At 61.5% G+C, this 13,108-nt stretch carries 12 protein-coding genes and 1 other RNA gene; 6 read left to right on the plus strand and 7 right to left on the minus strand.

What is annotated here, in order from left to right; all coding sequences use genetic code 11:
* Window positions 1–116: 116 nt before the first annotated feature.
* Window positions 117–1,931, plus strand: coding sequence for an EAL domain-containing protein (locus CHR90_RS17825; protein ID WP_094410468.1), 1,815 nt, complete (start codon window positions 117–119; stop codon window positions 1,929–1,931).
* A 22-nt stretch (window positions 1,932–1,953) separates the two neighbouring features.
* Here CHR90_RS17825 and CHR90_RS17830 read toward each other — a convergent pair whose 3' ends face one another.
* The 6 genes from CHR90_RS17830 to CHR90_RS19335 all read right to left on the minus strand — a co-directional run bounded on the left by CHR90_RS17830 (window position 1,954) and on the right by CHR90_RS19335 (window position 4,728).
* Window positions 1,954–2,196, minus strand: a complete 243-nt coding sequence (locus tag CHR90_RS17830) for a DUF2798 domain-containing protein (protein WP_094410469.1) — start codon at window positions 2,194–2,196, stop codon at window positions 1,954–1,956.
* Window positions 2,197–2,336: 140 nt separating this feature from the next.
* Window positions 2,337–3,134, minus strand: a complete 798-nt coding sequence (locus tag CHR90_RS17835) for a TIGR00282 family metallophosphoesterase (RefSeq protein WP_094410470.1) — start codon at window positions 3,132–3,134, stop codon at window positions 2,337–2,339.
* Between the two features lie 37 nt (window positions 3,135–3,171).
* Window positions 3,172–3,846, minus strand: a complete 675-nt coding sequence (locus CHR90_RS17840) for a 5-formyltetrahydrofolate cyclo-ligase (RefSeq protein ID WP_094410471.1) — start codon at window positions 3,844–3,846, stop codon at window positions 3,172–3,174.
* 152 nt (window positions 3,847–3,998) lie between these two features.
* Window positions 3,999–4,154: non-coding RNA, 6S RNA (gene ssrS / locus CHR90_RS17845), on the minus strand.
* A gap of 9 nt (window positions 4,155–4,163) precedes the next feature.
* Window positions 4,164–4,469, minus strand: a complete 306-nt coding sequence (locus CHR90_RS17850; protein WP_170941457.1) for a cell division protein ZapA — start codon at window positions 4,467–4,469, stop codon at window positions 4,164–4,166.
* A gap of 28 nt (window positions 4,470–4,497) precedes the next feature.
* A complete protein-coding gene (locus CHR90_RS19335) occupies window positions 4,498–4,728 on the minus strand; it encodes a hypothetical protein (RefSeq protein WP_141210990.1) in 231 nt (76 codons plus the stop codon).
* 142 nt (window positions 4,729–4,870) lie between these two features.
* Here CHR90_RS19335 and tkt point away from each other — a divergent pair, with 142 nt between their 5' ends.
* From tkt to CHR90_RS17870, 4 genes are all read left to right on the plus strand, one after another.
* Window positions 4,871–6,865, plus strand: coding sequence for a transketolase (gene tkt / locus CHR90_RS17855; RefSeq protein WP_094410473.1), 1,995 nt, complete (start codon window positions 4,871–4,873; stop codon window positions 6,863–6,865).
* 60 nt (window positions 6,866–6,925) lie between these two features.
* On the plus strand, window positions 6,926–7,933 hold the full coding sequence (gene gap, locus CHR90_RS17860) for a type I glyceraldehyde-3-phosphate dehydrogenase (protein WP_094410474.1): 1,008 nt from the start codon (window positions 6,926–6,928) through the stop codon (window positions 7,931–7,933).
* 77 nt (window positions 7,934–8,010) lie between these two features.
* Entirely contained in the window at window positions 8,011–8,466 is a 456-nt protein-coding gene (locus tag CHR90_RS17865; RefSeq protein WP_094410475.1) for a hypothetical protein, read from the plus strand.
* Window positions 8,467–8,567: 101 nt separating this feature from the next.
* Window positions 8,568–10,838, plus strand: a complete 2,271-nt coding sequence (locus CHR90_RS17870) for a hypothetical protein (protein WP_170941458.1) — start codon at window positions 8,568–8,570, stop codon at window positions 10,836–10,838.
* A gap of 33 nt (window positions 10,839–10,871) precedes the next feature.
* Here CHR90_RS17870 and CHR90_RS17875 read toward each other — a convergent pair whose 3' ends face one another.
* On the minus strand, window positions 10,872–11,543 hold the full coding sequence (locus tag CHR90_RS17875) for a glutathione S-transferase family protein (protein WP_094410477.1): 672 nt from the start codon (window positions 11,541–11,543) through the stop codon (window positions 10,872–10,874).
* Window positions 11,544–11,672: 129 nt separating this feature from the next.
* Between CHR90_RS17875 and CHR90_RS17880 the strand changes: the two genes are divergently transcribed.
* Window positions 11,673–13,106 (plus strand): methyl-accepting chemotaxis protein, encoded by a 1,434-nt coding sequence (locus CHR90_RS17880; protein ID WP_094410478.1) that lies wholly within the window; start codon window positions 11,673–11,675, stop codon window positions 13,104–13,106.
* Window positions 13,107–13,108: the final 2 nt, after the last annotated feature.

Here is a 13,108-nt window from a genome sequence, read left to right on the forward strand (position 1 = left end):
TTATTAACAAAACCTTAATATGAGCTTTATGCTTAAATTGTTTTGACGTCTTGCGCAGTTGTCCCGAACAGGATAGGCTTCTGGCTGGATTTATCTTGCCTCATGGAAGCGGCCACGTGACTTCTGCCACCCCGTCCCGTCCCGGCACTCACGTTGCAACCGCATCCAGCACCGAGGCGGGGCGCTCGGCATCCGCCGGGGTTTCGGCGGCAAAACTCGCCCGTCTGCGCGAAGATCGCGCCCGGCTTTTGGCCTTTTCCTTCTCCCGCGCCGAACTGTTGCTCGAAGTCGATGCCGATATGCGCATCACCTATTGTTTCGGCGCCAGCTATTCACTGACCGGCATGTCCACCGATGATTTGCTGCAGATGCCGCTGATCAATCTGCTGGCGGAAACCAGTCGGCATTTGGTGAAGGAAATTCAGATTGCCCTCGCGAATGGGCTGCGCATGCGCCCGCAAGGGCTGTTTCTGAAGATCAAAGACGGCCGGATGGCGGCGGGCACCGTCGCTGGGTTTCCGCTGCCGGAGCGAGATGACCGTTTTTACCTGTCCTTCGCCAATAAAACCGAAGTGAACGAGGAAGGTTTGCCGCGCGCGCTGGAGTCGCTGGAAGCCACCGCCCAGAACCGCGACCGGTCCACCGGCCTTTTAACCCAAGATGCTTTCACCGAAATTGCCGCCCGCCGCCTAAAATATGCCAAAGACCACCCCGATCAGGAACCCTTGCGCCTGACGATGGTCGATCTCCACGGTGTTTCAGACCTCGGGGCCCGGCTGGATCAGACCGAACAGGCCGCCTTTCAGCGGGCGCTGGGGGCGCTGCTGTCCAGCCAAAGCCAGGGCGGCGATAGCGCGGTACGCCTGTCGGACGATAAGTATGGCGTTTTGCACGATGCCAATGTCGATTCGCGCGACATCAAAGCCCAGGTGGAAGCCCTGGCAAAACAGCTTGATCCTGAGGGCGAGGGCATCCACGTCATCGCCAACGAGCTGAAGATCGATATGACGGATATCAACGTCGTCGATGCCAGCCGGGCGCTGATCTATGCCGTCACCAAATTCACCGAGAACCAGAAGGGCGATTTTACCGTCACGAACCTGAATGAAAGCCTGGGGGCTTTGATGAAGGATACCGTGGCGCGCGTGACCTCGATCCGCGATATTCTAGCCTCGCACGGGTTTAGCCTGGTCTTCCACCCGATTGTCGACCTTAAAACCCGCCGCATCCACCATCAGGAAGCGCTGTCCCGCCTGCCGGACGGTTCTTCCCCTTTCGAAACGGTTACCTTTGCCGAACAATTGGGCATGGTGACCGAGCTTGATTTATCGATCTGCCGTCAAGTGCTGAAGCAGTTGGATGCCGAACCGGAAGCCTATGACGTGGCGGTCAATATTTCCGGCGGGTCGTTCGAGTCGGAACTGTTTGTCAATGATCTCGACGAACTCCTGCGCCGTCACCCCAAGCTGCGGCGCCGCCTGCTCATTGAAATCACCGAATCGGCCTCCATCAACGATTTGGAGCGGGTTGGCCGCGTCGTGGATAAGCTGCGGGCGATGGAATATCGCGTCTGCATCGATGATTTCGGCGCGGGCGCGGCCGCCCTGCACTATCTGCGCGCCTTTAAGGTCGATGTGGTGAAGCTCGACGGCGTGTACGTGAAGAATATTCAAAGCAACGACCGCGACCGTATGTTCGTCCGCGCGATCCTTCAGCTTTGTAAAGAGCTTGGCATCGAGACCACCGCCGAAATGATCGAGACGGAGGCCCAGGCCGCTATTCTTACGTCGCTCGGCGTCACCCACGGCCAGGGCTATCTGTTCTATAAGCCCAATGGCCGGATTTTCAAACGCCCGGCCTATTCGCCGATTCCCGACCAGTGGGATCCGTCGAAAACCCGCGTGCGCACGCGGCGCAGCGTGTGGGAATAGGTTTCCCACACGCAGGCAAGAGTTAAGCGGGTCGGCAGATCAGGCCGACCAAGCGCCGGACAATCGGCAAAACCAGCAGCAGCACCGGAAAAGCCACAAGCCAGGAGAGGCCCCAGGCCCCCATCCAAGCCGAAGGGAAAGCGGGGGTCAGGCCAAGGGTGCGCAGTGTCGCAATCCCGGAGACGACAAAGGTCATCAGGATCGACAGCAGCAACGGCATGACGAAGACCGCCGCACGGGCGGGTAAGCGATACGACGAAATCATGGAAATTCTCACATATTAAGCCCGACACGCATCCCTCCGGCGAGTGCCGGGCATAAGGGATGCGTTGCTTAACGTGAGACGCTTACGGTCAAGGCTGACCTAATTTTGATACAGGCCCGGTCCCCAAAAGGCAAGGCCCGTCACGCTTCCAGCAACCCCGGCCCGCGCCGCACCGGGCGGATGCTTTCGGCCAGCCCGTTTGCGCCGAGGGTGACAAGCGCACCGCAGATCGTGCCGTCGCCCTCCGCCGGGGTTAACCGTTCGCCGGGCAGTTTGCGGACGAAGCGCGCCACCGCCGGTTCGGCCTTCATGCCGATGATGCTATTATAATCGCCGCACATGCCCGCATCGGTCTGATAGGCGGTGCCTTTCGGCAGAATACGCCCATCAGCACTGGGTACATGGGTATGGGTGCCGACGACGAAGGATACCCGCCCGTCCAGATGATAACCGAGGGCCATCTTTTCCGAACTGGCTTCGGCATGCACATCGATCAGAATACCGTCGACGCTGCCGCCCAGCCGGTGCTTCGCCAGTTCGGCATCGACCGTGCGGAAGGGATCGTCCAGCGGGTCCATGAACAGGCGGCCCATGACATTGACCACCAGCAGCTTCTTACCGCCCTTGGTATAAACCTGGGCGCCGCGCCCCGGCGTCCCCGGCGGATAATTGATCGGGCGTAGAATGCGCGGTTCGGCATCGATCTGGGTCAGCAGCGTGCGCTGGTCCCAGGAATGATTGCCAAGGGTCAGACAGTCCACCCCGGCCTTAAACAGATCGCTAGCGATTTCCTGCGTTAATCCAAAGCCGCCCGCTGCATTTTCGGCATTCACGACGATGAAATCGGGCTGAAGCTCGGTCATCAGCCCCGGCAGCCGCGCCATGAGGGCATCGCGCCCGGCCCGCCCGACGATATCGCCAAAGAATAAAACCCGCATCGGCCTTCCTCCTCAGCCGGTGCGCCCGCAGGGTCTGTTATGATTCCTGTGGAAACTGCCGGCAGCCCCGTTCGGTGACAATCACCGATAAAGGTTTGTCATAGGGGCCAACGGGCAAAAGGGAAAGGGTCTCCTCTTCCTCCGCAGGGCAGCCTTGCGCGGCAAAGGCGACGCCGATGGCCAATGCCCCCGGGCGCAGGGCCAGCGTGCGATCATAAAAACCGCCGCCCTGCCCCAACCGCTGCCCCAAGCGGTCGAAGGCCAGCAGCGGCACCAGAATGACGGTAGGATCACACAGCGGCGCAACCGGGCTTGGCTCGGTGCTGAACATCGCATGCACCAGCGTATCGCCCGCCTGCCAGCGGCGGAAGGCCAGCGGCTTGTTCATTTCCTCGACCACCGGCAGCGCCAGCGTCCAGCCGCGCTGGCTGAGCCGCTCCAGCGCTGGGCGCGGGTCAAGCTCCATCCCCTGCGGCCAATAGCCCGCGATACACCCCACGGGCTGATCCGCCAGAAACTGTTCGAGATGCAGGGCGAGCATCTGCGCCGAGCCAGGCTGTTCGCGCGCCGCCAGTTTGCGCCGTTCGCGCGCGCGGCGGCGGTGCCAGGCCTTGCGGGTTTCGATGGAAGCGGCGTGCCACGCGGCCGATCCCGGCGTCAGCAACGCCGGGTCAAGACCACGCGCATGGGCTGGCAGGGGGGAAAAGGCCATACCGCGACCTCCGGCGAACACGGGTTAAATCTTAACCCGATATTAGCGAAAAGCGCGCCGGAAAGAAATAATTTTAGGCAAACGCAGACAGGATACCGCACCTGCGAGAATCGCGAGGCATCGTTAAAGGGCGGCGGAATGGACCTTGAGGCGTGGTAGCCGCCTTGGCCGTTGGCACAGCGATCCTCTGTGGCCTGCGCAAGCAGGTGGGCGCCATATACCGGAACCACGATCCCGGCAGGGACAGCTCCCGAAGGATGGACATTGGCCCCAGGGAAATAATGGCCTGACGAACCAGGCAGCTACCACCTTCTTACTTAGGCGGTCTCTAGCGATCCTGCAAGCTGTTCGATCCGATCCGCCAGGGCGTGCAGCGCATCGGCAGCGCGCTCGTCGAGGCCCTGAAGCCGCTGCTGGCTGGCGCGGTTTTCATCCAGCTCATCGGCCAGCAGCAGGGCGGCGACCAGCAGAAGCTGAGCTTCCCCCACCTGACCGAAGCTGCGGACGAGGCCGGTGATGCGGCTATCGACCTGCCCCGCCAGGGCACGCAGCCGCTCTTCCTCCCCCGGGCCGCAGGCGACCCGGTAGGTCCGGCCATTCACGACAATATCGAGATCCGGCATTCTGCCCCCTTCTCCGTCCATCCGCACGTCAGGGTGCCAAGAGACCGCGCAGGCGCCCGATGGTCTGTTCCAACCGTTCGGCAGCCTGACGGTTTGCCAGCACCAGGGCGGCATTCTGTTCTTCGGCGGCGCGCAGGGCCGTTGCCACCCGCGTCACCTCCTCGGGATCGACCGGGGGGCGCGCTTGGATGGCCGCTTCAAGCCGGGCGAGGGCATTTTCAACCCGGTGAACCGCTTGCGCGTATCGACTGTCCGTCATCGTCATAGCCCCTATTCCCTAACCTATACTCCCGCAGGCGACAAGGTTATTGACGCGCCCCCGTGGGTTGCTATGGTCCCGCCGATTTACGGTTCTGCCTCAATCGGACCGCCCCGCGTGCCTGCCGAACGGAAATATAATCATGACCAATAGCTTAGCGCCCTTGGATGTCTCGCGCCAGAAGCGGATGGCAAATGCCGTGCGCGCGCTGTCGATGGACGCGGTGGAAAAGGCCAAATCCGGCCATCCTGGCATGCCGATGGGCATGGCCGATGTGGCAACCGTTCTGTTCACCCGGCACCTGAAGTTCGATCCGGCAACCCCGGCGTGGCCTGACCGCGACCGCTTTATCCTGTCGGCGGGCCACGGCTCGATGCTGATTTACAGCCTGCTGCACCTGACCGGTTACGCCGATCTGACGCTCGACGAGATTAAGAATTTCCGCCAATGGGGCGCGCGTACAGCGGGCCATCCCGAGTTTGGCCATGCCGCTGGCATCGAAACCACCACCGGGCCGCTGGGCCAAGGCATCGCCAATTCGGTCGGCTTCGCCCTGGCCGAACGGGTGCTGAACGCCAAATATGGCGACGCGCTGGTTGATCACCGCACCTATGTGATCGCGGGCGACGGCTGCCTGATGGAAGGCATCAGCCAGGAAGCGATTTCGCTGGCCGGGCACCTGAAGCTCAACCGTCTGATCGTGCTGTGGGACGATAACCAGATTTCCATCGACGGGCCGATTTCCATGTCCTCGTCGGAAGATCAGGCGATGCGCTTCCAGGCCGCTGGCTGGAATGTGCTGAGCTGCGACGGGCACGACGCCGCCGCGATCGACGCCGCCCTGACCGCCGCCAAGACCAGCGATAAGCCCGTGCTGATCGCCTGCCGCACCACCATCGGCTATGGCGCACCGAAGAAGGCCGGCACCTCCGGCGTTCACGGGTCGCCGCTGGGGGCCGAAGAAATCGCCGGTGCCCGGGCCGCGCTGGATTGGCCCTATGCGCCGTTCGAAATTCCCGATGATATCCGCGCCGATTGGCTGGCCGCCGGAAGCCGGGGCGCCGCCGAATTCGCCGCCTGGACCAACCGTCTGGATCAGGCCGACGCGGGCAAACGCGCCGCCTTTGAAGCCGCGCTCTCCGGCGAGCTTCCGGCCAATTTCGCCGATGCAGTCGCCACCGCCAAGGCCCAGTTGGTTGCCGAAGCGCCGAGCATCGCCACCCGCCAAGCCTCGCAAAAGGCACTGGAAGTGCTGGCCCCCGTGGTGCCGACCTTCCTGGGCGGCTCTGCCGATCTGACCGGCTCGAACCTAACCAAGATCAAGGCCGATACCGCCGTTTCCGCCGATAACTACGGCGGGTCTTACGTTTACTACGGCATCCGCGAACATGGGATGGCCGCAGCGATGAACGGCCTTGCCCTGCACGGCGGTATCATCCCCTTCGGCGGCACCTTCCTAGTGTTCACCGACTATTGCCGTCCCTCGATCCGCCTGTCGGCGCTGATGAACCAGAAGGTCATCTATGTGATGACCCATGATTCCATCGGCCTCGGCGAAGATGGGCCGACCCATCAGCCGGTCGAACATATGGCCGCCCTGCGCTGCATTCCGAACCTCAAGGTCTTCCGCCCCGCCGATGCGGTGGAAACGCTGGAAGCCTGGGCGCTGGCCGTCAGCTTGGAAGGCCCCTCGGTCCTCGCCCTGTCGCGTCAGGCCGTGCCGTCGCTGCGCAAGGATGCCGACGCGCAGAACCTGTCGGCGCGCGGGGCTTACGTGCTGAGCCCCGCCAAGGGCGACCGCAAGGCCACCCTTCTGGCGACCGGCACCGAAGTGTCGCTGGCCATCAAAGCGCAAGCCACCCTGGCCGAAGCCGGTATTCCGGTCGCCGTCGTTTCGATGCCGTCCTGGGAGCTGTTCGCCCAGCAGGATGCCGCCTATCGCGCCGAAGTTCTGGGGACGGCCCCGCGCATCGCCATCGAAGCCGCCAGCGGGTTCGGTTGGGATCGCTTCACCGGCGAAACGGGTCTGTTTATCGGCATGCAGGGCTTCGGCGCCTCGGCCCCGGCGGAACGGCTTTATGCTGAATTCGGCATCACGGCCGACGCGATTGTTGCGGCGGTCAAGGCGCGCGTGTAATTTCGCTACACAAAATCAGGATGGCTGCCCAACCGGGCAGCCGCTACGGAGGAATGACTCATGGCTGTTCGCGTTGCGATTAACGGCTTTGGCCGTATCGGTCGGTTGGTTCTGCGGGCGCTGGCCGAATCGGGCCGCGACGATCTGGTGGTCGTCGGCATCAACGATCTCGGCGATGTGAAGTCGAACGCCCATCTGCTGAAGCGCGATTCGGTGCACGGCACCTTCCCGTTCGACGTGACCACCGGCGACGACTGGATGGATTACGGTAAGGGCAAGATCAAGATCACCGCTGAACGCGACCCCGCGAAGCTGCCGTGGAAAGACCTGAACGTCGATATCGCCTTCGAATGCACGGGCATTTTCACGAAGCGCGACGCCGCCGCGAAGCATCTGGAAGCTGGCGCCAAGCGCGTGCTGATCTCCGCCCCTGCCGATGGGGTCGATCTGACGGTCGTCTATGGCGTCAACCACGCCGCGCTGACCAAGGATCACGTGATCGTCTCCAACGCCTCCTGCACCACCAACTGCTTGGCGCCGGTGGCCTATGTGCTGAATGAAACCGTTGGTCTCGATCACGGTTTCATGACGACCATCCACGCCTATACCGGCGACCAAAACACCGTCGATACGCTGCACAAGGATCTGCGCCGCGCCCGCGCGGCCGCCCTGTCGATGATCCCGACCTCGACCGGTGCCGCCCGCGCTATCGGCCTCGTGCTGCCGGAACTGAAGGGTAAGCTCGACGGCACCTCGATCCGCGTACCGACGCCGAACGTCTCGCTGATCGATCTGACCTTCGTTGCCAAGAAAGCCACGACGGTTGAAGAAATCAACGCCGCCATGCTCGCCGCCTCGACCGGCAAACTGAAGGGCGTGCTCGGCACCACGTCGGAAGAACTGGTCTCGTCGGACTTCAACCATAATCCGGCAAGCTCGACCTTCGACCTCACCCAGACCCAGGTGATCGACGGTACTTTCGTCCGCGTGCTGTCGTGGTACGATAATGAATGGGGCTTCTCCAACCGCATGCTCGATACGGCGGCGGCAATGGCAAAGCTGATCTAACGTCTCTATAACATCGTTAGACCGGAAACCCGCCCCGCGCACCCGCCGGGGCGGGTTTTTCTATGGAGGAAACAGACATGAGCGCCCCAGACATCCGCAGCGGCGGCTTCGCGTGGCCGCCCGTCGTAACTGTCTACTCCCATGATCAAGCGCGGGAGGCCGCTGCCGCCGCGTTACGCCACGGCACCGGGCTAACGCTGCTCTCCGCCGATAGCGCCGCCGACGCGGTGGGCGTCGGCTGGATGGCAACCCTCGGGCGCCTGATCCGCGAGGAATTTCCAACCCTAACGGTCTACACGATCCTTGATTGCGGTGCAGCAGGCGGGCGGGCGATGGCCGCCCTGCGCGCCGAGATCGACGCGATCGTTTTTACCGGCGGGGAGAAGAGCACGCTTGCCCTCGCCGATCAGGCCGATGATCTTGGCAAAGGCCTGCTGCCAGACCGGCCTGAGAGCCTGGATTTTCTCACCCTGCCCGACGATCCCGAGCGCTGTAATATCGCGATATCGGAGTGGTTTGAACTTACAACCTAGAGTCAAACAAGCTGCCTAACCCTACGGGATGGCTTGAAACTTTCGCTTAGAAACATTATCATAAAATTTGAATGATGTTTTCCCTTCAGAAGGAGGGGGCGATGGTTTCGACGCAGACCGTTACGGCTATGCAACGTGCCCAACAGACGTTGGACCGCGCCTTTGCGCGCCTGGGCACGGGCCAGGTCGAGACCAGCAGCAGTGTCAATCGCGCGATCCATCAGACCAAGGCCGACCTGACGGCGGAGATTGCAGCGCAGCAAAGCCGGATCAATGGCGCAACACGGGATGAGGGGCGGTCGCTGACCGCCGTTGATGCCTATAGCGAGGCCGAAACCCGCTATTTGCAAGCGGCTGCAATTCTAAAGAATAGCGCCCGAGATGGGGCGACGGTCTACGAACGGCAAACTGCCGTTGCGGAAGCTGAACGGATACATGCCTCCATCGATCCGCTCTACGGAAACAAACTGTTTGAGGGGGAGCAGGTCGCTTTCCAGGGCGATAAATTAGGCCATCTCGCCCCCACCGGATTAGGCACGGGCCGAGACGTCAGTCTTGTGGATCGTATTTTTTATGCTGCCAGCAATGGGGCGGATGGGTTCGAACTGTGGAGCTCGACCGGGGGCGTTGGCTCCGAACTGGCCGTCGGCGATATCGAACCGGGGCCGCTCGGGCAATTCACGGCCGGAACCGCGCCAACTTGGGCGGCGGCAAATGGTTTACTGTATTACACAGCCTCCACAGCCGCCAATGGGACCGAGCTATGGCGGTCAGACGGCACGAAAGCCGGAACCTTTCTGCTCAGCGATCTCACCCCTGGCGCCCCCAGCAGCACCATCAGCAATATGGTGGAGCTTAAAGGGTCTCTCTATTTTACCCTCAGCGAAGGGACTGACCATTATCTTTATAAGAGTGATGGAACAGCAGAAACCACAAAGAGAATATCAAAAATATCATCAGGTTCCGCGCCAAAATATTTCACATCCCTGGACAATAATCTTTATTTTGTTAGCCAGACTCCCAGTAACGGCATTGAACTGCGTCGCACCGATGGCACTCTATCGGGCACCTCTCTGGTTGCTGATATTCGCCCAGGCGCCGCCTCATCCTTTCCAGAGTATCTGACCCCATCGGGCGATAAACTCTTTTTTACAGCTCTCACGAGTACGGGCGGGCGCGAGCTTTATGTAGCGGATAAAACCGGCACGCGGCGCGTTGCGGATATTTATCCGGGTTCGACGGACGGGCTGCCAATTACGCCGACGATGTTTATCAGTGCTGTTAAGGGCGGGGTTGTGTTCACGGCGCAAGATCCAACCGCCGGAATGGAACTCTATTACAGTGATGGCAATAGCGTCACCCGCTTGACTGACCTGACCCCCGGCCCGGCCGATACATCATTCGGTGGCCCAACACGGGCTGCGGCCATCGGCGATAAATTTGCTTTCGCCGCCACGACCAGCGATGGGTTCTATGCCCCATACCTAACGGATTTGGCGGGTAATCGTCAGCTTATCACCAGCGACGACGGCGATGCCCTGACGTTCAGTTCCCACTTCGTCGCGGCTGGAAATTATCTCTACATGCGCGCGGCGGAAGCGGGGGCGCCCGGCAGCCGCCTCTATCGGGTTGACCCGACCACAGCAAAAGCAACGGCGATTGCAGGGACGCAAGATATTCCCTTCGTTAACCAAACAGTTATTGGTGATAAAGTCTTTGCGACGGCGCTGAAGTCGGGCATTCAACGCACCTTTGTCTATGGGCCGGACGGTTTGTATCAAGTCCCTGGTACAATTTCCCAAGGATATGCCATCCTGGTGCCAGGCCTAACCGGTACCCGTTTGCAGCAGTCGGCTGACACGCTGACGGCTGCGGCGGTCAATGTGTCCAGCCAACGCCAGGCGGCACAATGGGCAGCAGACCGCGCCGGGATCGTTCAGCAGTTTCATGCCGGGATCAAAACGGTCGCGGAACAGGCTAAGCAACAAGTATCTGTTGCTGATCCTCAGAACGAACTGACCGTCGCCCGCGACGCCAGCGAGCGCTTGCAGCGCGGGTCGGCCAGTTTGGCTGCTGAAGCGCAGGCTGGGGCTTTTCTGGCGGGCGGGCTTCAGGATGTACTGAAAGCTGCGAAAACCGAAAGTGAAGACCTGCAAGCCCGGCGAGACGCCAAACTTCAGGAAGCCAAGCGCCAGCAACGCAGCAAACTCCTGCGCGGCGAAGTCACCACGCCGCCCGCCCGCCCGGTGACGGCGGGCCTCTCCACGATCGGGTTGCAAGTCGATACGTCCCGCTTCGACCCGCCCCCGGTGCAACCGGCTTATCGCCCGGTGATCGCCCCGATCAAACTGGCCGGCGCGACCCTGACGTAAAAATCCCCGGTGCCGCAGCATCCGGGGATTCTTTTAGAAATCGAGATCGGCGTAGTGGCGGGGCGGCGGCATCCCGGGAATATGATCGGCCAACAAGGGCCGGAAGCTGGGGCGGGATTTGACGCGCGCGTACCATTCCTTTGCCCCGGGGTGCTGATCCCACGGAACATCACCCAGATAATCGACGCACGAGAGATGTGCCGCTGCCGTAACGTCCGCCAAACTAAAATCGGCCCCGGCCAGATAGCTGCGGCGATCCGACAGGTAGGCGATATAGTCCAGATGGTAGTGGATATTGGCGTATCCCGCCTTGATCGCTTGGCTATTCGGAGTGCCGATACCGGTCAGCCGCTTGGTGATCTTCTCGTCCACCAGGTTTTGCGTCACCTCCCGATTGAATTTCACATCAAACCAACCGATCAAGCGACGAATTTCTGCCCGCTCCAGCGCCGTTTGCCCCAGCAAGGGCCGATCAGGAAAACTTTCCTCGATGAATTCGGCAATCGCCGTTGCATCGGAAATCGGGTGTCCGCCCGGTTCGAACAACAGCACGGGCACCTCGCCCGCCGGGTTCAGCGCCAGAAACTCCGGTCGCCGTTCCCAGGTTTTTTCGATCTGTAGATCGAATTCCAGGTTCTTTTCTTTCAGCATCAGCCGGATCTTGCGCGATCCGGGCGATACAAATTGGTGAAACAGCAACATCATAGCTTCTGCTTATACAGCCCTAGCCCGCTGCTGCCAAAGCCCAAAGACGTGACAAAGTGACAGATAGAAAACAGTTAAAATTGCGCCCAATTTACGGTACATCTCACCCCTCAAAAGGGGTGGGCCGTTATGACGCAGAATAAAATCCCGGCAGGACAACTGCCGGTCGCCGACCCGGCCGGTCTCGGGCGCTATGTCGAAGCGCTGGCCAAGCGGGCGGGCACGTTAGGGGTGGAAGCCGCCGATATGGCGGGCCGGGCGGAAGATATTGCGGAACAGGTCCATCGGCAGGCCGATGCGTTGACCGAAATGCGCGGCCAAGTGCAGGATATCGCCGCCAGCAACCGCCAGATTCTGGATGAAACCGGACAGGCGGAAAGCGATATCCGCACCAGTCATCAGCGTATGACCCAGGCGCAGGCGGCGATCAAAGTCGCGCTGGACGATGTGCTGAGCCTGACCGACGGGATCACCCGCATCGAGCAACGCCTCCCCGGTCTCGAACAATCCCTCGATCAAGTTGGGCGCGTCTCCGCCGATATCGAACGCATCGCCCGGCAGACCAATCTTCTGGCCCTCAATGCCACCATCGAAGCTGCCCGCGCCGGGGAAGCCGGGCGGGGCTTTGCCGTCGTCGCGGGCGAGGTCAAAACGCTGTCGCGCCAAACGGCAGAGGCGGTAACGGAAATCCAGCAAACCCTTGCGGCCCTCACCCGTCAGATTCGTGACCTGATTGCCGAAAGCGGCGAAGCGTCGGGCAAGGCATCCGCCGCCCGGGCGGGCAGCGGCCAGATTGGCGAGGCCGTGCGCGATATTGATCATGCCTGCACGACGATTGCCGCCACCCAGCGCACGGTGAGTGCGATTGCCGCCCATTCCAGGGATAATCAAGCGAGTTGCGACGCGCTGGTCGGCGGCATTACCCGCCTCTCCGACACGGGCGACCGCATGCGCACGGGCATCGCCGACGTCGCCCAAGGCACCCGCAATGTCCTAACCCTGTCCGAAGACCTCATCGAACTGACGGCGGAAGCTGGGGTTGAAACGGTCGACACGCCCTACATTCAGGCCGCGATTGCTGGCGCGGCAGAGGTTTCCCGCCGGTTCGAAGCCGGGTTAGACGCGGGGCGGGTGACGCTGGACGCCTTGTGGGACGAAGCCTATCAGCCCGTTCCCGGCACAGCGCCCCAGAAGTTTACGACCCGCGCCCTGCCCTTCTATCAGACCGCTTTGGCTGATGTGTTGGAAGGCCTTGCCGCCCTGACCCCGCAGACCATTCTGTGTGTTGCGACCGACCGGCAGGGCTATCTGCCCGTTCACAATAAACGCTTCTCGCACCCCCATCGCCCGGACGATGCCGAGTGGAATGGTCAGCATTCCCGGGATCGCATCATGATGACCGACCGCACGGCCCAAGCCGGATTGAAGTCGACCAAACCCTTCTTGGTGCAGACCTACCGACGCCGTTTGGGCAGCAAGGTCGAGTTACTCAAGGATGTCTCGGCCCCAATTCTTGTAAAGGGGCGGCGCTGGGGTGTGCTGCGCCTCTGTTACACGCCCTAACC

This window comes from Elstera cyanobacteriorum (assembly GCF_002251735.1).
Lineage (GTDB): Bacteria > Pseudomonadota > Alphaproteobacteria > Elsterales > Elsteraceae > Elstera > Elstera cyanobacteriorum.

Coding starts and splice junctions, on each gene's coding strand:
- CHR90_RS17830 (WP_094410469.1), bottom strand. CDS start 2,196: ATGATTTCGTCGTATCGCTTACCCGCCCGTGCGGCGGTCTTCGTCATG.
- CHR90_RS17835 (WP_094410470.1), bottom strand. CDS start 3,134: ATGCGGGTTTTATTCTTTGGCGATATCGTCGGGCGGGCCGGGCGCGAT.
- CHR90_RS17840 (WP_094410471.1), bottom strand. CDS start 3,846: ATGGCCTTTTCCCCCCTGCCAGCCCATGCGCGTGGTCTTGACCCGGCG.
- CHR90_RS17850 (WP_170941457.1), bottom strand. CDS start 4,469: ATGCCGGATCTCGATATTGTCGTGAATGGCCGGACCTACCGGGTCGCC.
- CHR90_RS19335 (WP_141210990.1), bottom strand. CDS start 4,728: ATGACGGACAGTCGATACGCGCAAGCGGTTCACCGGGTTGAAAATGCC.
- tkt (WP_094410473.1), top strand. CDS start 4,871: ATGACCAATAGCTTAGCGCCCTTGGATGTCTCGCGCCAGAAGCGGATG.
- gap (WP_094410474.1), top strand. CDS start 6,926: ATGGCTGTTCGCGTTGCGATTAACGGCTTTGGCCGTATCGGTCGGTTG.
- CHR90_RS17865 (WP_094410475.1), top strand. CDS start 8,011: ATGAGCGCCCCAGACATCCGCAGCGGCGGCTTCGCGTGGCCGCCCGTC.
- CHR90_RS17870 (WP_170941458.1), top strand. CDS start 8,568: ATGGTTTCGACGCAGACCGTTACGGCTATGCAACGTGCCCAACAGACG.
- CHR90_RS17875 (WP_094410477.1), bottom strand. CDS start 11,543: ATGATGTTGCTGTTTCACCAATTTGTATCGCCCGGATCGCGCAAGATC.
- CHR90_RS17880 (WP_094410478.1), top strand. CDS start 11,673: ATGACGCAGAATAAAATCCCGGCAGGACAACTGCCGGTCGCCGACCCG.